The 25888-nt window shown below is 71.2% G+C and carries 23 protein-coding genes and 1 pseudogene; 16 read left to right on the plus strand and 8 right to left on the minus strand.

Going from position 1 to position 25888, the window contains the following annotated elements; all coding sequences use genetic code 11:
• From VGR06_RS13630 to VGR06_RS13670, 9 genes and pseudogenes are all read left to right on the plus strand, one after another.
• Positions 1–210: pseudogene (locus VGR06_RS13630) on the plus strand (2-amino-4-hydroxy-6-hydroxymethyldihydropteridine diphosphokinase); the annotation flags it as partial.
• Positions 211–388: 178 nt separating this feature from the next.
• Positions 389–964 carry a hypothetical protein gene (locus VGR06_RS13635; protein WP_327559419.1) on the plus strand — a complete coding sequence of 192 codons (576 nt, stop codon included), beginning with the start codon at positions 389–391 and terminating at the stop codon, positions 962–964.
• Positions 937–1431: a DUF3180 domain-containing protein gene (locus VGR06_RS13640; RefSeq protein WP_327559420.1), complete on the plus strand. Its 495-nt coding sequence runs from the start codon at positions 937–939 to the stop codon at positions 1429–1431. Before VGR06_RS13635 ends, VGR06_RS13640 begins: the two co-directional genes overlap by 28 nt.
• A gap of 46 nt (positions 1432–1477) precedes the next feature.
• Positions 1478–3097 (plus strand): DUF6779 domain-containing protein, encoded by a 1620-nt coding sequence (locus VGR06_RS13645; protein WP_327559421.1) that lies wholly within the window; start codon positions 1478–1480, stop codon positions 3095–3097.
• Positions 3098–3245: 148 nt separating this feature from the next.
• Positions 3246–4379 carry a PrsW family intramembrane metalloprotease gene (locus VGR06_RS13650; RefSeq protein ID WP_327559437.1) on the plus strand — a complete coding sequence of 378 codons (1134 nt, stop codon included), beginning with the start codon at positions 3246–3248 and terminating at the stop codon, positions 4377–4379.
• 123 nt (positions 4380–4502) lie between these two features.
• A complete protein-coding gene (locus VGR06_RS13655) occupies positions 4503–5396 on the plus strand; it encodes a Rossmann-like and DUF2520 domain-containing protein (protein ID WP_327559438.1) in 894 nt (297 codons plus the stop codon).
• A 26-nt stretch (positions 5397–5422) separates the two neighbouring features.
• Complete coding sequence (panC, locus tag VGR06_RS13660) at positions 5423–6313, plus strand: pantoate--beta-alanine ligase (protein ID WP_327559439.1); 891 nt, start codon at positions 5423–5425, stop codon at positions 6311–6313.
• A 45-nt stretch (positions 6314–6358) separates the two neighbouring features.
• On the plus strand, positions 6359–6838 hold the full coding sequence (panD, locus tag VGR06_RS13665) for an aspartate 1-decarboxylase (RefSeq protein WP_327559422.1): 480 nt from the start codon (positions 6359–6361) through the stop codon (positions 6836–6838).
• 5 nt (positions 6839–6843) lie between these two features.
• Positions 6844–7620: a type III pantothenate kinase gene (locus VGR06_RS13670; RefSeq protein WP_327559423.1), complete on the plus strand. Its 777-nt coding sequence runs from the start codon at positions 6844–6846 to the stop codon at positions 7618–7620.
• Positions 7621–7658: 38 nt separating this feature from the next.
• On the opposite strand, the gene VGR06_RS13675 is transcribed toward VGR06_RS13670, so the two are convergent.
• Positions 7659–8444, minus strand: a complete 786-nt coding sequence (locus VGR06_RS13675) for a class I SAM-dependent methyltransferase (RefSeq protein ID WP_327559424.1) — start codon at positions 8442–8444, stop codon at positions 7659–7661.
• A 124-nt stretch (positions 8445–8568) separates the two neighbouring features.
• Here VGR06_RS13675 and lysS point away from each other — a divergent pair, with 124 nt between their 5' ends.
• Together lysS and VGR06_RS13685 are read left to right on the plus strand one after the other, a co-directional pair.
• On the plus strand, positions 8569–10026 hold the full coding sequence (lysS, locus tag VGR06_RS13680; protein WP_327559440.1) for a lysine--tRNA ligase: 1458 nt from the start codon (positions 8569–8571) through the stop codon (positions 10024–10026).
• A 126-nt stretch (positions 10027–10152) separates the two neighbouring features.
• Positions 10153–10503 carry an Lsr2 family protein gene (locus tag VGR06_RS13685; protein ID WP_327559425.1) on the plus strand — a complete coding sequence of 117 codons (351 nt, stop codon included), beginning with the start codon at positions 10153–10155 and terminating at the stop codon, positions 10501–10503.
• A 54-nt stretch (positions 10504–10557) separates the two neighbouring features.
• Here the strand turns inward: VGR06_RS13685 and VGR06_RS13690 are convergent, their stop codons facing one another.
• The gene (locus VGR06_RS13690; RefSeq protein ID WP_327559426.1) at positions 10558–11820 is read right to left on the minus strand and encodes an MFS transporter; all 1263 of its coding nucleotides are present in this window, start codon (positions 11818–11820) and stop codon (positions 10558–10560) included.
• 77 nt (positions 11821–11897) lie between these two features.
• Between VGR06_RS13690 and VGR06_RS13695 the strand changes: the two genes are divergently transcribed.
• From VGR06_RS13695 to VGR06_RS13705, 3 genes are all read left to right on the plus strand, one after another.
• Complete coding sequence (locus tag VGR06_RS13695; protein WP_327559441.1) at positions 11898–12875, plus strand: DUF5937 family protein; 978 nt, start codon at positions 11898–11900, stop codon at positions 12873–12875.
• A 267-nt stretch (positions 12876–13142) separates the two neighbouring features.
• Positions 13143–15701 (plus strand): ATP-dependent Clp protease ATP-binding subunit, encoded by a 2559-nt coding sequence (locus VGR06_RS13700; protein ID WP_327559427.1) that lies wholly within the window; start codon positions 13143–13145, stop codon positions 15699–15701.
• Between the two features lie 191 nt (positions 15702–15892).
• Positions 15893–19153, plus strand: a complete 3261-nt coding sequence (locus tag VGR06_RS13705) for a BTAD domain-containing putative transcriptional regulator (protein WP_327559428.1) — start codon at positions 15893–15895, stop codon at positions 19151–19153.
• A gap of 25 nt (positions 19154–19178) precedes the next feature.
• Here VGR06_RS13705 and VGR06_RS13710 read toward each other — a convergent pair whose 3' ends face one another.
• A complete protein-coding gene (locus VGR06_RS13710) occupies positions 19179–19991 on the minus strand; it encodes an ABC transporter permease (protein ID WP_327559429.1) in 813 nt (270 codons plus the stop codon).
• Positions 19988–20965, minus strand: coding sequence for an ATP-binding cassette domain-containing protein (locus VGR06_RS13715; RefSeq protein WP_327559430.1), 978 nt, complete (start codon positions 20963–20965; stop codon positions 19988–19990). Before VGR06_RS13715 ends, VGR06_RS13710 begins: the two co-directional genes overlap by 4 nt.
• A 152-nt stretch (positions 20966–21117) precedes the next feature.
• On the opposite strand from VGR06_RS13715, the gene VGR06_RS13720 reads away from it, so the two are divergent.
• Entirely contained in the window at positions 21118–22137 is a 1020-nt protein-coding gene (locus VGR06_RS13720) for an endonuclease/exonuclease/phosphatase family protein (RefSeq protein WP_327559431.1), read from the plus strand.
• 58 nt (positions 22138–22195) lie between these two features.
• On the opposite strand, the gene VGR06_RS13725 is transcribed toward VGR06_RS13720, so the two are convergent.
• Both VGR06_RS13725 and VGR06_RS13730 read right to left on the minus strand, forming a co-directional pair.
• Positions 22196–22504, minus strand: a complete 309-nt coding sequence (locus VGR06_RS13725) for an antibiotic biosynthesis monooxygenase (protein ID WP_327559432.1) — start codon at positions 22502–22504, stop codon at positions 22196–22198.
• 9 nt (positions 22505–22513) lie between these two features.
• On the minus strand, positions 22514–23998 hold the full coding sequence (locus tag VGR06_RS13730; protein WP_327559433.1) for a M1 family metallopeptidase: 1485 nt from the start codon (positions 23996–23998) through the stop codon (positions 22514–22516).
• An 87-nt stretch (positions 23999–24085) separates the two neighbouring features.
• Here VGR06_RS13730 and VGR06_RS13735 point away from each other — a divergent pair, with 87 nt between their 5' ends.
• Positions 24086–24856 carry an alpha/beta hydrolase gene (locus VGR06_RS13735; protein WP_327559434.1) on the plus strand — a complete coding sequence of 257 codons (771 nt, stop codon included), beginning with the start codon at positions 24086–24088 and terminating at the stop codon, positions 24854–24856.
• Here VGR06_RS13735 and VGR06_RS13740 read toward each other — a convergent pair.
• Together VGR06_RS13740 and VGR06_RS13745 are read right to left on the minus strand one after the other, a co-directional pair.
• Positions 24853–25380, minus strand: coding sequence for a 2'-5' RNA ligase family protein (locus VGR06_RS13740; protein ID WP_327559435.1), 528 nt, complete (start codon positions 25378–25380; stop codon positions 24853–24855). The two genes, VGR06_RS13735 and VGR06_RS13740, sit on opposite strands and share 4 nt — an antisense overlap.
• Positions 25381–25410: 30 nt before the next feature.
• Positions 25411–25888: N-acetylmuramoyl-L-alanine amidase (locus tag VGR06_RS13745; RefSeq protein ID WP_327559436.1), on the minus strand; the 478-nt coding region annotated here is incomplete at its 5' end.

Genomic DNA, 25888 nt, shown 5'->3' on the forward strand with positions numbered 1-25888 from the left:
GACGTCGACATCGTCACCGTCGACGGCGTCACCAGCGACCACCCGGACCTGCTCCTCCCGCATCCCGGCACCCCCGACCGCGCCACCGTCCTCATTCCCTGGCTGGACGTGGAACCGGACGCCGCCCTGCCCAGCCATGGCCCCATCGCCGACCTGCTGACCAAACTGGACACCTCCGGCGTCCGCCGCCGCGATGACCTCGATCTCTAGCGCTGCGCGACACGCTCGGGAGCGACCCTGACCGCAAAGCGCGCGTCGGTGACGGCTGATAAATTCTCGGCTACAGACCGATGCGGCCGGACAAAGCCGTGCCCCGGGCAGCATGCCGAGAGAGGCTGACACCGGGGCGTACGTCCTCAACGTTATCACTGAAGAGGACGTCAGGCACGTGCACGTGATCGAGGACGGCGAGTTGTGCGCACTTCTGCGCGCCTTCTCACCCGGCCGGATGGAGCCGTATGTGCGGTTCGCTGATGGTCGGCTCGATCTTGCCTTCCGGCTCTACGCCTGGAACGTGGAAATGTCCGCAGCCTTCGCCGGCCCGTTGCACTGCCTTGAGGTCGTCCTGCGCAACGCCATGCACCGGGCGCTTACCGACTGCGTTGGTCGAGAGGACTGGTGGAATCACCAACGGATCAAGCTGCACAGGATCGCGGTGCTCGCCGTTCGTGACGCGGCCGAGAAACTTCGCCGGCTGGACAAGGAAATCACGGCCGATCGGATCGTCGCCGAGCTTCCCTCGGCTTCTGGGTTGCCCTGCTCGGCAAGGGAGCAAACTACGAGACGCAACTGTGGCGGCCTGCCCTTCGTGCCGCATTCCCGGCGTACGGCGGCCAGCGCGCGACGCTCCATGAGGAGCTGGAAACGATGCGACGGCTCCGGAACCGCATCTCCCACCTCGGCCGTCTGGCCAATCGTGGTCGGTACCGTGACCGCATGCGATTCACCAGGGCACGGGATCTGATCGGCGTCGGGATTGTCGTCGCCGTGCTTGTGTACCTGGCGATCCGGCTGCTGTACGGGGAGTTGCCGCCGCTGCCGACGTTCGCCGGGATCACGCTGCTGGTGCTGGCGGTGGTGGAGGCGGCGCTGGGGGCGTCGCTGCGCGGGCGGATTCGCCGGATGGCTGAGGGGAAGCTGGACGGCGGGCGGCCGTTGCAGCCGTTGACCGCGGCGCGGGCGGTGGCGCTGGCGAAGGCGTCGTCGCTGCTCGGGGCGATCATGCTGGGGGCCTGGCTGGGGGTGCTCGGCTACCTGCTGCCGCGGCGTGCCGAGCTGTCCGCGGCGGCCGACGACGTGCCCAGCGCGATCATCGGGGTGGTCTGTGCGGCGGCCTTGATCGCGGCCGCGCTGTGGTTGGAGTACTGCTGCCGCGCGCCCCACGATCAGGACGGTCAGCGCTCCGGAGGGCAATCGGGCGCGCCTGGGTGAGATCGGCTCGTGATCGCCTCGATAGCGGACCGGTATGGTTTGGTCTATGCCAGCCGAGGACCTCGACGAGCCGGCCACCCGCTCCCTGAGCGGGCGTGTGCTGATCGGCGGGGGGATCGTGCTGGCGCTGGGTTCGACCTTGGCGCTGGTGCTCAGCAGCGATCTTCGCTACCTGCGCCTGGGGATCATCGCGGCACTCTGGGCGGCCCTGGTCGGGGCGTTCCTGGCGGCCAAGTACCGCAGCCGGATCAGCGACCGGGACACCCGGGCCGCCGAACTCCAGCAGGTCTACGAGCTCGAGCTGGAGCGGGAGATCGCCGCGCGCCGGGAGTACGAGTTACGCCTCGAGCAGGAGATCCGCAACGAGGCCGAGGAGAAGTCCCGGCACGACGTGGCGGCGCTGCGCGAGGAACTGCGGTCGCTGCGCCAGACGTTGGAGAGCCTGCTCGGCGGCGAGGTCCTGGTGGAGCGGTTCGCCCTGGCCCAGTCGACCAGGATGCGCGCGATCGGTGAGGACGGCCGGCCGCTCCGCTCGGCGCCGCTGAAACGCCTCGCCGCCGGAATGAACGGCAGCGAGCGCCCATCCGAACCGGTCACCGAACGCTTCCAGCCGGTGCGGGACGAGCCCGGCCCGCCGTCGCTGCGCAGGGTCCCGCCGGTACGCGAGGAGCCAGGCCCACCCTCGCAGCGCCGGATGGAGCCGGTTCGTGACCGGCCCGGCCAACCGTCGCTGCGGCGGGTCGAGCCGGTCCGGGACGGCCCCGGACCACCGTCGCAGCGCCGGATGGAGCCGGTCCGTGAGGAGCCCGGCCAACCTTCGCTCCGCCGGGTCGAGCCGGTGCGCGACGAGCCCCACCACCCCGCTCCGCGCAGCGCCGAGGGCCCGGTCTGGCCGACCCGCGAGCCGGCCCTGCCGAGGACCCGCCCGGTCCAGGGCTCGCGGCCCGACCAGAGTCCGGTCGTCCCACCCCGTGCCCCGGAGTCCTCCCGCGGTGGTGAGCCGCCCCGCGTCAACCGGCCCCGAGCGCCGGAGACCGAGCCGCCGCCGCGGATCATCGAACCCACCTGGGTTCCCGAGCCTCCTCGCCCAACGCCACGGGCCGAGGAGAGCGGGCCGTTCTGGGCCGCGGAGCCGCCGCGCGCCACCCCGCCGACCCGGGACACCGCCGAGCCGTCCCGAACTCCTTGGGAGGAAAGGCTTTTCGCCCGCCCGGCGCACCCGGCCGAGATGTCCGACCGGTGGTTCGGCCCGGACGCGTTCGGGGACCGGCCGCCCGGGCCCGACATCGCCGAGCGGCTCGACGAGGACTGGACGCCGTCCTGGGAGCGGGACGAGGACGAGGCTCCCGGCCGGCACCGCCCGCTCCCCGAGCCGCCCCCGGCCGGCCGCCGGCACCGGGCCGACGAGACCCCGGCGCCCGCGCGCCGGCATGCCCGCCCGGAGGAGCCGGCCGAGTCCGGCGGGGGCCGCCGGCGGCGGGCCGAAGGCGCGCCGACCTGGCAGGAGACCCGGCAGACGGACGAGCCGGTGAACGGCGAGTACCCCGGTTGGCGGCCGGACCGGTCCGAGCGCTCCGGCTCGCACGCCTCCGGCCACTCGGTCGCCGACCTGCTGGCCGCGCACGGTGCCACCAACCCCCGGCGCCGGCGGCGGCGCGAGGACTGAATACCGCGATTCTGGCCAATTCGTTGACGATCTAGTGGCGGTGAATCGCCGGTCCGGGCGACGTCGCGAAGATTGATCCATATCACAGGAATCACCCGTAAGGTTGCGCAGTGTGAATGCCCGTGGCCGCACCCCACGCCGGTTGACCGTGTTGCTGCCCGTCGCCGGCCTGGTGGTGCTGGCTGCGTGCGGGTTGATCCTGCTCGCGGTGAGCACGGCGCGGGTGGGGTTGCGGGCCGAGCTGGTCGGGGTGGCCGGAGCGCTGCTGCCGGTGGGGCCGGTGGTGGCGGCGTTTCTGTGGGTGGACCGGTGGGAGCCGGAGCCGGCGCGGTATCTGTGGCTGGCGTTCGGCTGGGGTGCCTGCGTCGCCACGATCACCGCGCTGCTGATCAACAACACCGCCGAGGCGGTCGGGGATCTGGTGCTGGGTAAGGGAAACGGCGACAAGGTCAGCGCGATCTTCTCCGCCCCGCTGTTCGAGGAGGCGGCCAAGGGCGCGTTCGTGCTGGCGGTGTTCCTCAAGCTGCGCAACGAGTTCGACGGGGTGATCGACGGGATCGTCTACGCCGGGTTCGTCGCCGCCGGATTCGCCTTCACCGAGAACATCTACTACTTCGGTCGCGCGTTCGCCGAGCACGGCTTCGGTGACACGACCATCCCGGGGGTGGTCACGGCGTTCATCCTGCGCGGGGTGCTGTCCCCGTTCACCCATCCGCTGTTCACCTGCATGATCGGTATCGGCGCCGGGATCGCCGCCCGCACCCCGCACCCCCAGCTCCGCGTGCTCGCCCCGATCGGCGGCTACCTGGCCGCGGTGGTGCTGCACGCGCTGTGGAACGGCTCGGCCACCCTGGACGGCGGCAAGGCGTTCCTCACCATCTACTTCCTGGTCATGGTCCCGATCTTCCTCACCGGCGTGTACTTCGTGCACTGGCACCGGCGCCGCGAGCAGAAGATCGTCGCCGAGGCCCTCCCCACCATGGTCGGAGAAGGCTTCGTCGCCCGCACCGAGACCAAGCGCCTGGCCAGCCTCCCCGCCCGCCGCACCTGGCGCCAGCAGGCCCGCCGCCACTCCGGTCCCGCCGCCGCCCGCGCCGTCGCCGACTACCAGGCCGCCGTCAGCGAACTGGCCTTCCTGCGCCACGCCATCACCCTCGGCACCGCCGCCCCCGACGCGCCCGGCCACGAGAAAACCCTGATCGCCATGCTCGCCAGCACCCGGGACACCGCCGTGCGCCACGCCGGCCTGGATCGCATCGAGCCGCTCGAGCCACCCCGGTGAACCGGGTCACCATGACCTGGCTCGGCGTTTCGGTCCCGTAGTCTCGGCGCCATCGTCCGGTACCCGGGAGAATGCCGGGACTGGAACGAGGACGTGGGAGCCGTGAATGAACGCGACGACGCGATGAGCCGTCCGGCGCGGCTGGCGGTTGGGGTGGTTTCGACCGGGCGGGTGGGCGCGGTGCTCGGGGCGGCGCTGGCCCGGGCCGGGCACACGGTGGTCGCGGCGTCCGGGGTGTCCAAGGAGTCCGTGCGGCGAGCCGAGGAGTTGCTGCCGGACGTGCCGCTGAAGCCGCCCGACGAGGTGGCCCGCGCGGCGGATCTGGTGCTGCTGGCGCTGCCGGACGACGCGCTGGCCGGCGTGATGCGCGGGCTGGTGGCGATGGACGCGGTGCGGCCCGGGCAGATCGTGGTGCACACCTCGGGCGCGCACGGCGTCGAGGTGCTGGAGCCGGCCGCCGGCATCGGCGCGCTGCCGCTGGCGCTGCACCCGGTGATGACGTTTACCGGGCGCGCCGAGGACCTGGAGCGGATCGCGGCGTGCTGCTTCGGGGTGACCGCGGCCGACGGGGACGAGGCGGCGTGGAGCGTCGGCGAGGCGCTGGTGGTGGAGATGGGTGCGGAGCCGGTGCGGGTGCCCGCCGCCGCCCGGCCGCTGTACCACACCGCGCTGACGCACGGCGCCAACCACCTGGTCACGCTGGTCGGCGAGAGCGCCGAGCTGCTGCGTGCGGCCGGCGTCGGCGGTCCGGAGCGGCTGCTCGGCCCGCTGCTGTCCGCGGCCCTGGACAACGCGCTGCGGCACGGCGACCGGGCGCTGACCGGCCCGGTGGCCCGGGGCGACGCCGGCACGGTCCGGGCACACATCGACGTGCTGGCCAAGCACGCCCCGCAGATGCTGCCCGCCTACCGCGCGCTGGCCGCCCGCACCGCGCGCCGGGCGCGGGACGCCGGGCTGCTGCGGGCAGATCTCGCCCCGGACGTGATCGCCGCCATCGAGAGCGAGGACGAGCAGTGACTGTGCCGTCCCCGCCCCCTTCCGCCCTGCGGGCGGCAGGGCCCCAAGGCTCACCCCCAACCCAGTTCACCCGGGGAAAGCTGCATGTGCACGGTGAACCCGCCGAGGTCGCGAAGCTGACCAGGGCGCTGCGCGCGGTCGGCCGCAAGGTCGCGCTGGTGCCGACCATGGGCGCGCTGCACGACGGGCACCGCGAGCTGCTGCGCCGGGCCGGGCGCATCCAGAACTCCGTGGTGGTCGCGTCGATCTTCGTGAACCCGTTGCAGTTCGGCCCGAACGAGGACTTCCAGCGCTACCCGCGCCCGCTCGAGGCCGACCTGGAGGTCTGCGCGCAGGAGCGGGTGGAGGTGGTGTTCGCCCCCGAGCGGGCCGCCATGTACCCGCCGGGCGCGCAGGTGACCGTCCATCCCGGACCGCTGGGCGAGGAGCTGGAGGGCGCCTCCCGGCCGGGCCATTTCGCCGGCGTGCTGACCGTCGTGGCGAAGCTGCTCAACATCGTCCGGCCGGACTACGCGTTCTTCGGGGAGAAGGACTACCAGCAGCTCGTGCTGATCAGGCAGATGGTCCGCGACCTCGACCTGGACGCCCGGGTGATCGGGGTGCCGATCGTCCGCGAGGCCGACGGCCTGGCGCTGTCCTCGCGCAACACCTACCTCGACCCCGGGCAGCGGCGCGCCGCCGCCACCCTGTCCGCGGCGCTCGCCGCCGGGGCGCGGGCCGGGACCAGCGGACCGGTCGCGATGCTGGCCGCGGCCCAGGAGGTTCTGGACACCACGCCCGAGGTCGCGGTCGACTACCTCGAGCTCCGCGATCCCGGCCTCGGCCCGGCCCCCGAGCACGGCGAGGCGCGGTTGCTGGTGGCCGCGAAGGTCGGCACCACCCGGCTGATCGACAATGTCCCGGTGCTGCTCCCCTAAGACTGGCGCTGCGCCATCGAGCCAAGGAAGGAGACACAGTCGGGCATGTTCCGCACGATGCTGAAGTCGAAGATCCACCGGGCCACGGTGACCCAGGCCGACCTGAACTACGTCGGCTCGCTGACGGTGGACGCGGACCTGATGGACGCCGCGGACCTGCTGCCCGGCGAGCAGGTGTCCGTCGTGGACGTGACCAGCGGCGCGCGGCTGGAGACCTACGTGATCGCCGGCGAGCGCGGCAGCGGCGTGATCGGCGTCAACGGCGCGGCCGCGCACCTGGTGCACCCGGGCGACCTGGTGATCGTGATCTCCTACGGGCTGATGGACAGCGCCGAGGCCGCCGCCTACCGGCCGAAGGTGATCTTCGTGGACGGCGCGAACGCGATCGTCGAGGCGGGTGCCGACCCGGCACACGCCCCGGCCGGCTCGGGACTGGAGAGCGGCGCGGAGACCGAGTCCCCGGCCGCCGAGACGGTGGACGCGGCCAAGCTGGACGCGCTGCTGCAGCAACCCGTCGAGGGCTGAGCCGCGTGCTGCTGGCCATCGACGTCGGGAACACCAACATCGCCCTGGGCCTCTACGCCGGTGCCACGCTGGTCCGGGACTGGCGGATGCGCACCGACGCCCGGATGACCGCCGACGAGCTCGCGCTGACCATGCGCGGCCTGCTGGGCGACCGGGCCGACGAGGTCACCGGCGTGGCGGCGCTGTCCACCGTCCCGGCGGTGCTGCGCGAGCTGCGGGTGATGCTCGGCCGCTACTACCAGGCGGTGCCGAAGGTGATCGTCGAGCCGGGCGTGCGCACCGGTGTGCCGCTGCTGGTGGACAACCCCAAGGAGGTCGGCGCGGACCGGGTGATCAACACGCTGGCCGCGCACCACCTGCACTCGACCGCGTGCGTGGTGGTCGACTTCGGTACGTCCACCAACATCGACGTGATCTCGGCGAAGGGCGAGTTCCTCGGCGGGGTGTTCGCGCCGGGCATCGAGATCTCGGTGGACGCGCTGGCCGCCCGGGCCGCGGCGCTGCGCAAGGTGGAGCTGGTCCGGCCACGTTCGGTGATCGGCAAGAACACGGTGGAGTGCCTGCAGTCCGGCATCCTCTACGGGTTCGCCGGCCAGGTCGACGGCCTGGTCACCAGGATCATCGCCGAGCTCGAACGCACCCGGCACCCCGGCCCGGTCACCGTGATCGCCACCGGCGGCCTCGCCCCCCTGGTGATCGACGAGTCGCACACCATCGCCCACCACCGCCCCGACCTCACCCTTCTGGGCCTCCGCCTGGTCTTCGACCGCAACAGGGGTTGAACCCGCGAGTTCGACACTCCAGCAAGCGAGTTCGACATTCAGGCAACTGAGTTCGACCTTCGGGCGCGCAGGACCGTGGTGCGCATGGGCAGTTCGAACTCGCCGTTCCCGGTCTCCGGGTGGGACTCCAGGAAAGCTCGCACCCGGGCGAGCACGTCGGCGCGCTCCTGCGGCGGGATGACGATGGTGTGGGAGTGCGTGCCGAGCGTCGAGGTGAGCGACTCGGCGGTGTGCCGCCTGGTGTGCCGGAAGTAGCGCCGTTCGAAGCTGCTGAACGCCTGGTGCACCGGGAACTCGTCGCCCCGGCCGAAGAGCCCGGTGCCCGGGCTGTGCAGGTGGCTGGCTGAGGTGTGCGCCAGTTTGTCGAGCTGGCCGACCCATTCGACCGTCTGGTCGTCGTAGTTCCACAGCGCCGCGAACACGCCACCGGGCCGCAGCACCCGGGCGATCTCGGTGAGCGCGGGGTCGAGCCGGAACCAGTGGAAGGCCTGCCCGGCGAGCACCGCGTCCACGGTGGCGCCGGCCAGCGGGATCCGCTCGGCGGTGCCGGCCAGCGCCGGTACCGCGGAGAAACGCCGGGTCAGCTCGCCGAGCATGCCGGTGTCCGGCTCGACCGCGATCACCTCGAGGCCCAGTGACAGCAGCCCGCCGGTGAGCTTTCCGGTGCCCGCGCCAAGATCGAGTATCCGGAGCGGCGCCCGCCGCGCCCGGGCCAGTGCCCAGCGAATTCCGTCGATTGGATAGTCCGGGCGGTGCTCCGCATACGCGGACGCCACCTCGCCGAACGCGCTTGCCCGCTTATCGAACAGGCCGTCTTCGGTCACCTGATCAACCTATCCAGATCCGATGAGGCCGATACCGGTTCGCAATGCCGCGAGTGTTCTCCGTACGCTGGAATCCGTGATCGAAGAGCCCCCCGCGCAACCGGCCGACGACGTACCCGAACAGATGCGGGTACGCCGCGAGAAGCGCGATCGACTACTTGCCGCGGGAGTAGATCCGTATCCGGTTGAACTGCCGAGGACACATACTCTGGCCGAGGTCCGGGCGGCCCATTCCGGCCTGCCGGTGGACACCTTCACCGGAGATGTGGTCTCCGTCACCGGGCGGGTGATGTTCCTCCGGAACACGGGCAAGTTGTGTTTCGCAACCCTCCGCGAGGGAGACGGGACGGAACTGCAGGCGATGCTGAGCCTGGACCGGGTCGGCGCGGACGCGCTTTCCGCCTGGAAGGCCGACGTCGACCTCGGTGATCACGTATTCGTGCGGGGTGAGGTCATCACGTCCAAGCGCGGCGAGTTGTCGGTTCTTGCCGCGGAGTGGCGGCTCGCGGCCAAGGCATTGCGCCCGTTGCCGGTGGCCCACAAGCAGCTCGGCGAGGAAACCCGGATTCGCCAGCGGTATGTGGATCTGATCCTGCGCCCGGAGGCCCGGGACAACGCCCGGATGCGGGCCGCGGTGGTGCGGTCACTGCGCGAGAGTTTCCATCGCCGCGGTTACATCGAGGTGGAGACCCCGATGCTGCAGACCATGCACGGGGGTGCGACCGCGCGGCCGTTCATCACCCACTCCAACGCCCTGGACATCGACCTCTACCTGCGGATCGCGCCGGAGCTGTTCCTCAAGCGCTGTGTGGTCGGAGGTATCGAGAAGGTCTTCGAGATCAACCGGAACTTCCGGAACGAGGGCATGGATTCCTCGCATTCGCCGGAGTTCGCCATGCTCGAGTACTACGCGGCCTACGAGACCTACGACAGCATGGCCGTGCTGACCCGGCAGCTGGTACAGGAGGCGGCCGAGACGATATTCGGCACGCTGCAGGTAACCCTCGCCGACGGCACCCCTTACGACCTTTCGGGGGAATGGTCGACTTTGCCGATGTACGGATCGTTGTCCGAGGCACTGGACGCGGAGATCACCCCTGACACCCCGGCCGACCTGCTGCGCAAGCACGCCCAGGCGCGCGGCATCGAGGTGGATCCGCACGGTTGGGGGCATGGGAAGCTGGTCGAGCGGTTGTGGGAGCACCTGGTCGGCGACCACCTCCGAGAACCCACATTCGTCCGGGATTTCCCGGTGGAGACCGCGCCGCTGACGCGCCAGCACCGCAGCGTGCCGGGGGTCGCTGAAAAGTGGGATCTCTACGTTCGCGGATTCGAGCTGGCCACGGGTTACTCGGAGCTGGTGGATCCGGTTGTGGAACGGGCCAGGCTGGAGGAGCAGGCCAAGTTGGGCGCGGCCGGAGATGACGAGGCCATGCGCCTGGATGAGGACTTTCTGCGGGCCCTGGAGTACGGAATGCCGCCCAGCGGGGGCGTCGGAATGGGCATCGATCGGCTACTCATGGCGCTCACCGGTCTCGGCATCAGGGAGACGATCCTGTTCCCTCTCGTGCGTCCGGAATGACCCGGTCGGGCGGCTCAAGCACGGACAATAACTTCAGATTTGCGCTAACCTGCCTTCTTGGAGTATTTATATCGATGCCGGCACAGGCACAATCCGCGTGAGCTTGCATACCTAGGGAGGGCGCACATGGCGCAGAAGGTAACCGTCACACTGGTTGACGACCTGGACGGAACGGAGGCCGAGGAGACGGTCGAGTTCGGTTTGGATGGGGCTGCCTACCAGATCGACTTGTCTGAGGAAAATGCCGAGCGGCTGCGCGACGCACTCGCTGAGTACGTGGATCACGCACGCCGTTCTGGGGGTCGTAAGCGCGCCGCCGCCCGTCCCGCTGCCGCCGGACGGCCCGCCCGCCCCGCATCCGCGGACCGCGAGCAGAACCAGGCAATTCGCGCCTGGGCCCGTAAGCAGGGCATGAAGGTGTCGGACCGCGGACGAATCCCGTCCGAGGTTATCGACGCCTACAACTCGCAGGCTTGATACACCGGTCGGGTGACCCTGGCTGCCGGCAAGTCGCCCCCCGGCAGCCACGATCTAGGAATGCGTGATCGGCCCAAAACTCTGTCGGGTTAACCGTGCGGTTAACCCGACCGCGATGCCGATGTTGGCGAGTCCCGCAACGGCGATCGACGGGCCGATCGGCATTAGTTCGGCGAGACCACCGAACACCACCGGGCCGATGCCCTGCAGCGTCATCAGCCCGGTGGACATGAGGGCAAAGGCCTGCCCGCGAACCTCGTCCGGAACCACCTCGATGAATCGGCGTTGCAATCCGAGGCCGTAGGCGAATCCGCAGCCGCTGACGAACAGCAGGGCGGCCGCCGGCACCGGGCCAACGCCGAACGCGAAGCCGGTCAACGGCAGGCCCAGCACCGCGATCAGCGGCACCACCAGGCGTTCCCGGGTGTCCGGCTGGAGCAGCCGGGCCACCACCAGGTCACCGACGATCATGCCCACCGGCACGCAGGCCAGTGCCCAGCCGGCCGCGCCCGCGGGGTACCGGTGCACCGCCGCATAGGGCACCAGCAACCCCTCCGCCGCGGTCACGAAGGCCGGCGGCAGCCATTGCGCCAGCAGCAGCGCTCGTACCTCGGGGTCGGCGAGCATCCGCCGGTTTCCCCGCCAGCTTCGCCGGACCACGGTCCGGTTCCCGGTCTTCGGTCCCTCCCCCGCGCCAGCTGAGCGGGGGAGGGACCACCCCCAGTTCGGATCGCCCGGCAGCCGCAGCCGGCTGATCACCGCGGCGACCAGGTGGCTGGCCGCGCAGGCCAGCAAGGCGTGCCGCGGGCCGACCGTGGCCACCGCGACCCCGGCGCCGGCCATGCCGACCAGTTGCGCGCCCGCCGAGGCCAGGGAGAACAGGGACCGGCCGAGCACGTAGGCGTCACCGGTGAGCACCTCGGCGATCAGCCGGCTCGAGGAGCCCTGGAACACCGGGGTCAGACAGGCCAGCACGGCCACGATGCCGAGGCTGGCCCACACCGGCAGCTCGATCAGCCCGAGGGCCGCGGCCCCGCCGCATTCCAGCACGTACCCGGTCACGATGAGCGGGCGCGGCGGGATCAGGTCGGGCAGGGCGCCCAGCACCATCCCGCCGATGAGCTGCGGAATGAAGCCGATGCCGAACGCCGTCGCGGCCAGCACCGCCGACCCGGTACCAGCGAAGATCAACACCGACAGCGCGACGATGCGCAGCGTGCTCGCGGCGATGGCCAGCGAGCGGACGGTGAACACGACCCGGTACACGGGTTGGGCCAGGACCTCCCGGTACGTGGCACTGGTCGCGGTTTCGGTCATGGTCGCTGAGCATCACGGCGAGTACAGGGGAGCCGCCAAAGTTTCGTCCAGGAGCGTAAGGTCGGACCGTGCTGCGCATGCTCGCCGGCGCCAAGGACGTGCTGAACAGCCGGTTCGCGGTGTCCCCGCTGTTCGAGTTGGACAGCCTGCTGCGCACGCTGAACGGTCGGGGCCGGCACCCGCTGCCGGCGGACTGGGCCGCGCGGTTGCTCCCGGCGTTCCACCGGCTGCGGGCCGAGACCGCGCTGGACGTCCTGCTCGCCCTGCAGACCCGCTACTACGGCGCGGCGTTCGTCGCACCACCGCCACAGGGGCTGGCACAGACCATCGAGATGGATCTCGCTGAGGTCCGCCGGACCCCGCTGCACCAGGCCCGCAAGGAGATCGCCGAGTGCCTGCGCCGCGCGCCGGTCACCGACGAGACGGTGCTGGCCGCGCTGCGCGGCCCGCGGGTGGTCGAGCTGCTGGCCGAGGTGCTGCGGGAGACCTGGGACACGCTGCTGGCGCCCGACTGGCCGCAGCTCCGCGCGATCTGCGAGCGCGACATCGTGCACCGGGCGGGCCTGCTCACCAGGTCCGGCTGGGCGGCCGCGATCGGGGGCCTGGACCGCCGGTTGAGCTGGCGCGACGGCGCGATCGAGCTCGCCTGGCGGCGTACGGACGAAACGCTGGATCTGGGTGGCGACGGCCTGCTCCTGGTGCCCTCGGTGTTCTGCTGGCCGCGCGTCGCCGTCTACACCGACCCGCCGTGGCCACACGCGTTGATCTACCCGGCGCGCGGTATCGCCGGCTTGCTGGAGCTCGTGCCGGCCACCGGACCCGGCGCGCTGGGTGCCCTCCTCGGCCGCTCCCGGGCCGCGCTGCTGACCGCCCTCGACGCCCCGGGCAGCACCACTCAGCTGGCCCGGAGCCTCGGCCTGGCGACCGGAGCGGTCGGCGACCACCTCGGCGTGCTGCGCCGCGCCGGGCTGGTCACCGGGGCCCGCTCGGGCCGGTCGGTGCTCTACCGCCGTACCCCGCTCGGGGACGCCCTGACTGGTGGCTCGGTGGACTGACGCTGGAGCTCCAGCACGCCTCGAGCGATCCGGCGCACGCCGCCGGGCATTGTTCGCGCGTAGCGGACAAGCCTTATCCAGCGGAATCCGTACGACCGGCAGCACGTTGGTCAGGGTGAACGAAGGCGGGAAACCAGGAGCGCCGCAGCAGGTCGCCTCGAGTGGTACTGAGCGCGACAGGCCGGGCGACTACAGTGGTCTTACGGTGCTGAGTCCACCTAACCGAGGTGGCGAAGGGGCCGCCGGCGCAGCAGTCAGGGAGTGCAGATGTTCGAGAGGTTCACCGACCGCGCGAGGCGGGTGGTTGTGCTGGCTCAGGAAGAGGCCAGGATGCTCAACCACAATTACATCGGCACCGAGCACATCCTTTTGGGTCTGATCCACGAGGGTGAGGGTGTCGCCGCGAAGGCGTTGGAGTCGTTGGGGATCGCCCTGGAAGGGGTGCGGCAGCAGGTCGAGGAGATCATCGGCCAGGGTCAGCATGCGCCGTCGGGGCACATCCCGTTCACCCCGCGGGCCAAGAAGGTGCTGGAGCTGTCGCTGCGCGAGGCGTTGCAGTTGGGCCACAACTACATCGGCACCGAGCACATCCTGCTGGGGTTGATCCGGGAGGGTGAGGGCGTCGCCGCCCAGGTCCTCGTCAAGCTCGGTGCCGACCTCAACCGGGTGCGCCAGCAGGTGCTGCAGTTGCTGTCGGGCTATCAGCACGGCAAGGAGACTGAGGGCGCTGGTGGTGGCCGGGGTGAGGGCACGCCGTCCTCGAGCCTGGTGTTGGACCAGTTCGGCCGCAACCTCACCGCGAGCGCGCGGGAGGGCAAGTTGGATCCGGTGATCGGCCGGGCCAAGGAGATCGAGCGGGTCATGCAGGTCCTCTCGCGCCGCACGAAGAACAACCCGGTGCTGATCGGCGAGCCGGGGGTGGGCAAGACCGCGGTGGTTGAGGGTTTGGCGCAGATGGTGGTCAAGGGCGAGGTGCCGGAGACGCTCAAGGACAAGCAGCTCTACACCCTCGACCTCGGGTCGCTGGTCGCGGGCTCGCGCTACCGCGGCGACTTCGAAGAGCGGCTGAAGAAGGTGCTCAAGGAGATCCGCACCCGCGGCGACATCATCCTGTTCATCGACGAGATCCACACCCTGGTCGGGGCCGGCGCCGCCGAGGGCGCGATCGACGCCGCGTCGATTTTGAAGCCGATGCTGGCCCGGGGTGAGTTGCAGACCATCGGTGCGACCACGCTGGATGAGTACCGCAAGTATGTGGAGAAGGACCCGGCGTTGGAGCGGCGGTTCCAGCCGATCCAGGTCGGCGAGCCCACCCTGGAGCACACGATCGAGATCCTCAAGGGTTTGCGGGACCGCTATGAGGCGCACCACCGGGTCACGATCACCGACCCGGCGCTGGTGGCCGCGGCGACGTTGGCCGATCGGTACATCAACGACCGGTTCCTGCCGGACAAGGCGATCGATCTGATCGACGAGGCGGGTGCGCGGATGCGGATCCGGCGGATGACCGCGCCGCCGGATTTGCGGGAGTTCGACGAGAAGATCGCTGAGGTGCGTCGGGAGAAGGAGTCGGCGATCGACGCGCAGGACTTCGAACGCGCGGCGAAGTTGCGTGATCAGGAGAAGACGCTGCTGGGCAGGAAGGCCGAGCGGGAGAAGCAGTGGAAGGACGGCGACCTCGACGTGGTCGCGGAGGTCGACGACGAGCAGATCGCCGAGGTGTTGGCGAACTGGACCGGCATCCCCGTCTTCAAGCTCACCGAAGAGGAGACGACTCGGCTGCTGCGGATGGAGGACGAGATCCACAAGCGGATCATCGGGCAGGAGGACGCGGTCAAGGCCGTGTCGCAGGCGATCCGCCGCACCCGCGCGGGGTTGAAGGACCCGAAGCGGCCCAGTGGTTCGTTCATCTTCGCCGGCCCGTCCGGTGTGGGGAAGACGGAGCTGTCTAAGGCACTGGCGAACTTCCTGTTCGGTGATGACGACGCGTTGATTCAGATCGACATGGGCGAGTTCCACGACCGCTACACCGCCTCGCGGCTCTTCGGTGCCCCGCCCGGGTATGTGGGGTATGAGGAGGGCGGCCAGCTCACCGAGAAGGTGCGCCGCAAGCCGTTCAGCGTGGTGCTCTTCGATGAGATTGAGAAGGCGCACCAGGAGGTGTACAACACGCTGCTGCAGGTCTTGGAGGATGGCCGGCTCACGGATGGTCAGGGTCGCACGGTGGACTTCAAGAACACCGTGATCATCTTCACCAGCAACTTGGGTACGCAGGACATCTCCAAGGCGGTGAGCCTGGGCTTCACCGCCGGTGGCGGTGAGCAGAGCTATGACCGGATGAAGGACAAGGTCAACGACGAGCTCAAGAAGCACTTCCGGCCGGAGTTTTTGAACCGGATCGATGACATCATCGTGTTCCACCAGCTCACGCCGGAGCAGATCGTGGAGATGGTCGACCTGATGATCACCCGGGTCGACAGCCAGCTCAAGAGCAAGGACATGGTCCTGGAACTCACCGGTGCGGCGAAGAAGCTGCTCGCCAAGCGCGGTTTCGACCAGGTGTTGGGGGCGCGCCCGCTGCGCCGCACCATCCAGCGCGACATCGAAGACCAACTCTCCGAAAAGATCCTGTTCGGCGAGCTGCAACCCGGTCACATCATCATCTGCGACGTCGAAGGCTGGGACGGCGAAGAAGGCGCCTGGGACAAAGCCCGCTTCGTCTTCCGCGGCGAACCCAAACCCTCCAACGTCCCCGACTCACCCCCGGTCGACCTGGCCGCCACCACCGGCCCGAACGACCTGGGCGACATCGCCGAAGCCGAGTAACCGCCCGACCCGACCGAAGGCCGCCTCCGCCCGCCCCGGGCTCGCAGAGGCGGCCTTCGGCCTGTCGGCCTACCCGACTTGTCGCGGGAACTTCCCATGACAGGTGCGACTTGTCGCGGGTACTTCCCGCGACAAGTCGCTCCTGATGTGGTCCGGTACGGGGGGACGAGGTTTCTGGAAAGCTGGACGTCGTGCGGGTGGCGATGCTGGGGCCGATGCGGCTGGCCGCCGAGGATGGATCTCCGATCGACCTCGGTGGGGCGCGGCTGCGGATGCTGCTTGCCCGGCTCGCACTGGACCCGGGTCAGGTGGTGCCGACCGAGGCCCTGATCGACGGGTTGTGGGGTGAGAACCCGCCGTCGGACGCGATGAACGCGTTGCAGTCGCTGGTGTCCCGGTTGCGGCGCAGCTTGCGCTCGGACAACGGGCAGGTGCTGGAGTCCCACCCGGCCGGGTACCGGCTGGTGGTGGCCCGCGACGACGTGGACGTGTACCGGTTCGAGCGGCTGGCCGCCCGCGGCCGGGACGAGCTGCGCGCCGGCCGGGTGGCCGAAGCGGCCGCCACCCTGCGCGCCGCCCTGGAGCTCTGGCGCGGGCCGGCCATGGCCGACGTCGCCGAGGCCCCGTTCGCCGGCGCCGCCACCGCGCGCCTGGCCGAGCTGCACGCGATCGCCGTCGAGGACCGGATCGAGGCCGACATCCGCCTGGGGCGGCACGAGGAAGTGCTCGCCGAGCTGCGCACCCGGCTGTCCGAGCAGCCACTGCGCGAGCGGCTCTCCGCCCTGCTGGTCAAGGCCTTGTACCTGGCCGGGCGCCAGGCCGAGGCGTTGGCGGCCTACGACGCCACCCGGCGGGCGCTGGCCGACGAGCTGGGCGTCGAGCCGTCCGCCGAGCTGCAGCAGGTGCATCTCGCGGTGCTGCGCCGGGACCCGTCGCTGACCCCGACACCCCCGGCCGAGGAGAAACCCGCCGGCCGCGGCGGGCGGCTGCCGGCCCGGCTGACCAGCTTCGTCGGCCGGAGCACCGAACTGCGCGAGGTGGTCGGCCGGCTCACCGACGCCCGCCTGGTCACGCTCGTCGGGCCGGGTGGGGCCGGCAAGACCCGGCTGTCCACCGAGGTGGCCGCCGCGGCCGAGCTGCCGCGCTGGTTCGTGGAGCTGGCCGGCGTCGGGGAGTCCGAGGACGTGGCCGGCGCCGTGCTCAGCGCGCTCGGCCTGCGCGAGATCCGGATGCTCGAGTCGCCGTCCGGCGGCCGCACACCCATGGACCCGGTGGAGCGCCTGCTGGAGGCGCTGGCCGGGCAGCGCGCGCTGATCGTGCTGGACAACTGCGAGCACCTGATCACGGCCGCCGCGGCGCTGGCCGACACGCTGCTCGCGCACTGCTCGGGCCTGCACATCCTGGCCACCAGCCGGGAGCCGCTGGCGATCACCGGTGAGGTGGTGTTCCCGGTCGGACCGCTGGAGCTGCCCGCGCCGGGCGCCGGGCTGGACGAGGTCCGCGCCGCCGAGGCCGTCCGGTTGTTCGTGGACCGGGCCGCCGCGGCGCACCCCGGGTTCTCCGTGGACGACCAGAACGCCGCCGCGGTGGCAGAGATCTGCCGGCGGCTCGACGGGCTGCCGCTGGCCCTGGAGCTGGCCGCGGCCCGGTTGCGCTCGATGACCGTCGAGCAGGTCGCCGCCCGGCTCGACGACCGGTTCCGGCTGCTCGCCGCCGGCAGCCGGACTTCGATGCCCCGGCACCGGACGCTGCGCGCGGTGGTCGAGTGGAGCTGGGACCTGCTGGAGAAGCCTGAGCGGGTGCTCGCCCGCCGCCTGTCCGTGTTCGCTTCGAGCGCCGACGTGGACGCGGCCAGCGCGGTGTGTGCCGACGAGGATCTACTGGCGGACGACCTGCTCTACGTGCTGTCCTCGCTGGTGGAGAAGTCATTCGTGGAGGCGTTCGACGGTCCGGAGGGGCCGCGCTACCGGATGCTCGAGACGGTCAAGGCCTACGCCGCGGAGCGGCTCGTCGAGGCCGGTGAGGGCGCCCGGGTGCACGCCGCGTTCGACCGGTACTTCCTCGAGCTGGCCGAGCTCGCCGATCCGCATCTGCGCGGCGCCGACCAGGTGCGCTGGCTGCGGCGGATGAGCGGTGAGCAGGACAACGTGGTCGCTTCCATCCGGCACGCGGCGGACATCGGCGACGCGGACACGGCGATCCGGCTGGCCATGGCGACGGGCTGGTACTGGGCGCTGTCCGGGCGGCAACGCGACGCGTTGGCGCTGGCCTCGCGGGTGGTCGACCTGCCCGGTCCGGCGCCCGCCGGCGCCCGGGCCACGCTGCAGCTGTTCGGAGTGCTGGCCGGGCCGGGCATGCCGGACAAGGAGTTCGTGATCCGGGCCCGCCGGGACCTGGCGGCCACCGACGCCATGCAGCGGTATCCGATGCTGGCCCTGCTCGAACCCCTGCTGGCGATGTTCACCGGGGACGTGCCGGCGGCGCTGGAGGCGGCCGAGCGGGCCCGGGTCCACCCCGATCCGTGGGCGCGGGCGGTGGCTCGGCTGGGCCGGGCGTTTCTGGCCGAGAACGAGGGCCAGGCGGCCGAGGCGGAGCGGGAGGCGGTCACCGCGTTCGAGGAGTTCTGCGGCCTCGGCGACCGGTGGGGGCAGGCGATGTCGCTGGGCCTGATCTCCGAGCAGCGCACGCTGCGCGGCGACCACACCGGCGCGATCGCGGCCTACGAGGAGTCTGTCCGCCTGGTGCATGAGCTGGGTGCGCTCGACGATCTTCCGGAGCTGCTGGCCCGCTACGCCGCGCAGTACGCCAGGGCCGGCGACCTGGACGCCGCCGAGCGGCTGCTGGACGAGGGGCTGGCCGCGGCCCGTGGCCGTGCCTCGGTGGACGCCGAGGCGCAGCTGCTGTGTGCGATGGCCAACGTGCTGCGCCGGCGCGGGCATCTCGCCGCCGCCGCCGAGCACGTCGACCGCGCGGTGGCGGTGCTGGCCGGTGTGCCGCGGCCGGAGGGGCACTGGAACGCGTTGCACGAAACCGTCCGCGCGGCGATCGCGATCGCCGAAAGCCGGGCGGAGGACGCGCGGGCGGCGCTGCGGCGCGGCTTCGACGCCATGCTGGAACTGCCGGACCTGCCGGTGATCGCGTTCATCGGCGACGCGGCCGCGCAGCTCGTCATGCTCACCGGTGACGCGGCGGGTGCGGCCCGGCTGATCGGCGTCGGTACGGCCCTGCGCGGCACGCCGGACCTGGGCAACCCGGAGCTGAACGAGCTGATCACCAAGATCAAGGACGGGATCGGCGAACCGGCCTACACCGCCGCCTACGAGGTCGGGGCGGGCTTCGCCCGGGAGGCCGCACTGGCGGAGCTGCGTGCCGTGCTCGGCTCGGACAAGGAAGGTGTCGGGCTGGCCTGGAACTGGACTCCAGAATGGACGGTGGCCCCGCCACTGTCGTGACGGGGCCACCGATTTCCCTCCCCGGTCAGCCGACCCGGCGCTTGTAGGCGCGCAGCGCCAGCGGCATGAACACGGCGGTGATGCCGACCGCCCAGAGGAACGCCCAGCCGGCGTGCGCTGCCCAGTCACCGCCGAGCAGCAGCCCGCGGGCCGCCGAGGCCAGGTGCGACACCGGGTTGATGTTCACCCAGCCCTGCAGCCAGCCTGGCAGCGTGGATGGGCTCACGAACACGTTGCTGCCGAAGGTGAGCGGGAACATGAAGCCGACCAGCGTGCCCGGCACCGCGCCGGGGGACTTCACCAGCATGCCGACCCAGACCGCCACCCAGCACAGGCACAGTCCGAACGCGACCATCAGGATCACGGCGATCAGGAACGAGACCGGGTCGGTGTGCACCCGGAAGCCCATGACCACCGCGGTGATCAGCAGCACGGCCAGCGCCACCAGCAGCCGCACCACGTCGCCGAGGACGGCCCCGACCAGCGGCGCCGAGCGGGCGATGGGCAGGCTGCGGAACCGGTCGAACACGCCCTTGGTGATGTCGGTGTTCAGCGCCATCCCGGTGCCCATGCTGGCGAACGCGGTGTTCTGCACCATGAGCCCGGGCAGCAGCACCTGGAGGTAGGCGGTGGCGTCGCCAGCGACCGCGCCGCCGAACAGGTACACGAACAGGACCAGGAAGATGATCGGCTGCAGGGTGACGTCGATCAGCGTCTCCGGGTTCTTCCGGATCTTGGCGACGCTGCGGCCGGCCAGTGCCAACGCGTGCCGCAGCGCCTTCGATGGTCCAATGTGGAGGGTGACCGGCCGGGGTGCGGTCATCGTCAGCGTGCTCATGCCAGACTCCCTTCGAGCGCGCGGCTGTCGTTGTCCTCAGTGGACTTGTGCCCGGTGAGCGCCAGGAACACGTCGTCCAGGCTGGGCAGGCGCAGGGCCAACTCGTCGGCGGTGATGCCGGCCGCGTCCAGCTTGCGCACCACGGCGGAGAGCAGCACCGGGTTGTCCACCGACGTGGTGAGCAGGCCGCTGTCGGCGTCCCGGACGGGCGGCGTCCCGGTCAGCTCCAGCAGGATCCCGGCCACCCGGTCCACGTCTGCGGCGAGCGTCGGCCGCACCTGCAGGGTCTGCCCGCCGGTGCGCCGCTTGAGCTCGTCCGGCCGGCCGTTGGCGATCACCTTGCCGTGGTCGATCACCGTGATCAGGTCGGCGAGCTGGTCGGCCTCGTCCAGGTACTGCGTGGTGAGCAGCACCGTGGTGCCCTCGGCGACCAGCCGGCGCACGATCTCCCAGACCTCGAGCCGGGCGTGCGGGTCCAGCCCGGTGGTCGGCTCGTCCAGGAACAGCAGCTGCGGCCGGCCGACCAGGCTCGCGGCCAGGTCCAGCCGCCGCCGCATGCCGCCGGAGTAGGTCTTGGCCGCCCGGTCGGCGGCGTCGGTGAGCTCGAAGCTCTCCAGCAGCTCGCCGGCCCGCGCTCGCGCGCTGGGCCGCGACATGTCCAGCAGCCGGCCGATCAGTACCAGATTCTCCCGCCCGGTCAGGTCCTCGTCGACCGAGGCGTACTGGCCGGTGAGCCCGATCAAACTGCGCACCGCGACCGCGTTCTCCGCCACGTCGTACCCGCCGACCGCGGCCCGCCCGGCATCCGCCCGCAGCAGCGTCGCCAAAATCCGGACGGCCGTGGTCTTTCCCGCCCCGTTCGGCCCGAGCATCCCCAGCACCTTGCCGGTGGGCACGCTGAGGTCGACGCCGTCCAGCGCGACCGTCTTGCCGAACCGCTTCACCAGCCCCTCGGCCTCGATGGCTTGCGACATCCTGTCCTCCTGCAACTCGTCGCTGTCGGTACCCACCATCGGGTGACCCGCTGTCAGCCCACGCACATCCCGCTGCCAGCCGCGCCCGCGCGCTGACAGCCCGGACAGCCGGTTGTGCGGCATCCTGGTCCGGTGACCCCGCGAGGCCTGCCGTGCTGAGACGACCCCCGCCGATCAGCCTCGAGGCGGCTGCTCCCGTCCCGGTCGAGGAGGAGCCGAAACGCCGCCGCCGTCCCGGCGGCCGGCCGGTCACCGCCCTGCTCCTCCTGGTCGCGCTGGCCTTTCTGGCGGTCGCGGTGCTGCGCGTGGCCGGCATCGACGGCAACGCGGCCACCGTCTCGGCACTCGCCCTGACCCCCTACGTGACGCCCGGCGGCCTCGTGCTGTTCCTGATCGCGTTCGGCCTGCGCCGCCGGATCATCGCCGTCTCGGTGCTGCTCCTGGCGGTCTCCATGGTGATCCTGGTGCTGCCCCGGGTGTTCCCCGACGAGGCGCCGCCCGCCCGAGGCGAGCACGTCCGGGTGCTCGCGGCCAACGTCTACAACGGCCAGGCCGACGCCGCGAGCCTGGTGCGCCTGGTGCGGGACAACAACATTGACCTGCTCACCCTGCCCGAGCTGACCGAGGACGAGGTGCCCGTGCTGGACGCAGCGGGCCTCGCCGAGCTCCTCCCGTACCGCGTGCTGGTCCCCGGCACCGGCGCCGGCGGCTCCGGCATCCTGTCGCGCTTCCCCGTGCGGCAGACGGTTCTCGTCGACCGCAGCGAGCTGGCCCAGCCGTCCGCGGTGGTGGATCTGCCGGGCCGCAACGACATCGAGGTCCTGGCTGCACACGTGCAGGCGGCCGTCTACGGCGACGCCGACGTGTGGCGGCGCGAGCTCGGCCAGCTGCCGCCGGCCACCCCGGCCCGGGTCCGGGTGCTCGCCGGCGATTTCAACTCGACGCTGGACCACGCGGCGTTCCGGGCCGTCCTCGACACCGGCTACGTGGACGCCGCCGAGCAGACCGGCAAGGGCCTGATCGCCACCTGGTCGAGCTGGCCGTACGGCCCGCCGGTCACCATCGACCACGTGCTGGTGGACCACCGGTGCGCGGTACCCGATTTCGCCGTCCTGCACCTCCCCGGCAGCGACCACAACGCGGTCTTCGCCGAGCTCGTCCTCCCGAGTTGAAGTGCGATGAATGCCTCATTCAGTGCGGCAGCCGCACTGAATGAGGCATTCATCGCAGTCAGCGCTTCGGGGTCGCGGAGGCCACGATCTCGAACTCGAGGAGGCTGGAGCCGGTGCCGACGGGCTTGGCGCGTTCGCCGGAGTGGGCGGCCATGCCCGCGCCCTTGAGCCAGGCCTGGAAGTGGTCGTCGGTCTCCCACTTGGTGACCACGAAGTAGCGGGTCTCGCCGGCCACCGGGCGGAGCAGGTCGAAGCCGAGGAAGCCGGGGGCGGAGTCGACCGCTCCCAGCCGGGCGGCGAACCGGCGCTCCAGCTCGGGGCCGGAGCCGTCGGGCACCTCTATCGCGTTGATCTTCACCACTGCCATGGGGCCAGTCTATTTGCGCAGGCTTCCCGGGTAGAGGAGCGCGTCGGGGGGCTGCTTGTCGCTGCGGAACCAGGTGTCGAAGAAGGCGCGGAGGTCCTGGCCGGCCACCTGCTGGGCGAACTCCTCGAACTGCGGCCAGGTCGCGTTGCTGTCGCGGTGTGTCGAGGGCCAGTCCCGCAGTATCCGGTTGAACGCCTCGTCGCCGATCGTGCGGCGCAGGGCGTGCAGGGCCACCGGGCCTTTGGTGTAGACCGTGGAGAACTCGTTGCCGGGGCCCATGTCGTAGAGCTTGCCGGTCCAGAACCGGCTGGGCGCGCGGGCGACCTGGGTGCGGTACTCGGCGTCGAGGTCCTTGTGCTCCTTGGCCTCGTCCCAGAGCCATTGCGCGTAGCTGGCGAAGCACTCGTTGAGGCAGATGTCGGCCCAGGACGTCACGCTGACCGAGTCGCCGAACCACTCGTGGGCGTTCTCGTGCACGATGATCGGGAGCGACGCCCACTTGGCGTAGATCGGCCGGGTCTGGGTCTCCAGCGAGAAGCCGATGTTCTCGTTGACGTAGATGCCGCCGGCCGCGCTGTGCGGGTACGGGCCGAACTTCGACGAGAGGAACTCGAGGATCTCGGGCAGCCGGGACTCCAGCGGTTTCTTGTCCTCGGCGCCGGGCGCGTAGGCGCTCACCAGCGGGATGCCGCCGGGCAGCGTGGACCGCTCGAACGTCCAGTGGTCGATGCCGACCGTGGTCAGGTAGGTGGCGAGCCGGTTGCGCTCCACCCAGTGATACGTCGTCCAGCCACCGTCCGAGCTGGACGGCTCCTCGACACCGTTGGAGATCACGCTCCAGCCGTCCGGCACCCGGGCGGTCAACGTGAACGTGGCCTTGTCCCGCGGGGTGTCGTTGGACGGGTACCAGCTGGTCGCCGAGTGCGGCTCGCCGGCCACGAACGCGCCACCGGACTTGGCGGTCTGCCAGCCGTTCGCGCCGAGGTTGCCGGTCTCGCTCTTGGCTGGCTCGCCGGAGTAGCGCACCCGGGTGGCGAACGGGCGGTCCTTGGCCAGGGGTTGGGCCGGCGTGATCACCAGCTCGTGCTCGCCGGCCCGGGTGAACGTGGCCGCCTTGCCGTCCACCTCGACCCCGGCGATGTCGAACCCGCGCAGGTCCAGGTTGAACCGGCTGAGGTCGGCCAGCGCGGTCGCGGTGACCACGGTGTCCCCGTTGAGCCGCTTCGACGGCGGGTCGTAGCTGATCGACACGTGGTAGTCGGTGACGTCGTAGCCGCCGTTGCCGTCGGTCGGGTAGTAGGGGTCGCCCGCGCCCTCCTGGGTCGCCCCCGCCTGCACCGGAGCGGCGGCGGGCCGCGGTGGCAGGGCGCTGGACGAGGGCGGCGGGGGCGCGCCGTTGTCCGGGCTCGGACCGGTGCAGGCGGTGAACGCGAGCGCGGCCAGGCCCAGGCAGGCCAGTCGGATCGGTGTTCCCCGGCTGCGAGTCTGTGCCATGGTCGGACCCCCCTGAATGTCGTAGTGCTCCGCCATCATGACCGGTGCGTCGTGTTGCGCGGGTGGGATGGTGGAATTGAGGTCGAGATGTTGCAGCGTCCTGATGTGGTCGAGTTCGGGGGCGCCGGGCCGGGGATTCTGTTGCTGCACGGGCTGATGGGCCGGGCGCGGACCTGGTGGCCGGTGTCCCGGTGGCTCGCCCGGTACGGCCGCGTGGTCGGGCTGGACGCGCGCGGCCACGGTCGCAGCCCATACCGCGGTGGACCCTGGCACACCGAGGATTTCGTCGCCGACGCCGCCGGGCTGATCGAGGCGCTGGACCTCGCGCCGGCCGTCGTGATCGGCCACTCCATGGGCGGCCTGCACGCCTGGGCCCTGGCCGCGACCCACCCGTCGCTGGTGCGGGCCGTCGTGGTCGAGGACATGGCGCCGGACCAGCGCGCCAGGACCGTGGACGCGTGGCGCGCCTACTTCGGCTCCTGGCCGGTGCCATTCGCTTCGCTGGCGCACGTCCGCGCGTTCTTCGGCCCGCTGGGGGACTACTTCACCGAGTGCGTGGAGGAGCGGGACGACGGCTACCACCTGATCGCCTCGCTCGACGAGTTGTACGCGATCGCCGCCGAGTGGGGTGAGCGCGACTACTGGGGGCTGGTGGAGAAGGTGGAGTGCCCGCTGCTCGTGCTGGAGCCCGAGCACAGCGCCATGCCGGCCGGGCAGCTGGCGGAGATCGCCGCGCGCACCGCCGGGCCGGCCCAGCACGTGGTCATCCGCGGCGCCGGACACGTGATCCACGAGGACGCGCCGGATGCCTACCGGGGCGCCGTCGAGGCGTTCCTGTCCGGCGTGCTCGGGCGTTAGGGCTCGAGCAGCGGCTCGGCGGCGCCGGTGTGCGTGTCGACGACGGCCACCTCGGTGATCGTCGCCCTGATCGGCTCGACCGGGTACAGGGTGGCGAACCCGGTGGCGATCTGGGCGGGCTCGATCCCCTGGGCCAGCGTGCAGTGCGGGATCCAGGAGCCGGGCAGGTAGTACGCGGACGGGTTGCGGACCCGGCCGGCGAGCACGTCGTGGACGGCGGAGTGTACGGCGAGAAGCTCGGTGTCGACCACCGCGCTGAGCAGCAGGACGTGGTCGGCGCTGGCGAACGTGCCGAGCGTGTAGAGCCACAGGCGCGGGATGGACAGCCGGGCGAGGTCGGCGCGCAGGGCGTCGCGGGTGGCCGCCGGGATCGACGTGGCCAGGGCGAACGTGACGTGCGGCCGGTGCCGGCGGTGGGTGCGGGTGGCGAGGCTCGGGACGCCGGCTTTCTCCAGGCGGTTCCACAGTTTCCGCACGGCCGCGTCGGCGTCGTCGTCGAAGAAGAACTCGAGCGCTTGCACCACACCCGGAAGGGTGCCATGCGCCGCGACCGGTCAGGACAGCAGGAGCGGCCAGAGCGACGCGCCGAGGAGTCCGGTCTCGTCGGGTTGCGGGTAGGCGTAGCAGGGTGCCTCGACCGCGCCGTGCTCGGCCGCGAATCGTTGCACGCCGACGAAGGTGCTCGGGCCGAACACGCCGTCCTCGGGCACCTCCTTGATTCCGTGCGCCCGCAGGAGCCGTTGCGCGGCAAGGACGTTGGCGCCGGTGTCGCCGGGACGCAGCAGCGGCAGCGCCGCCGCCTCGTCCACAGTGGACTGACCGAGCTTGGCGGCGACGGCGGAGCGCAGCTCGGGCAGCCGGGCGTAGAGCACGTCGCCGGGGCAGAGCGTGCTGTTGAAGTCGCGGTGCCCCTTGATGTTCGAGACCGGGATGGCGTACTGGTCGGCGATGTAGGCGACCAGGTTCACCAGCGAGTTCCACAGTGCCGTCGGGACGTCGACGGTCATGTAGAGGCCCTCGTTCTCGATGCCG

Source organism: Actinophytocola sp. (genome assembly GCF_036002505.1).
Lineage (GTDB): Bacteria > Actinomycetota > Actinomycetes > Mycobacteriales > Pseudonocardiaceae > DASYTH01.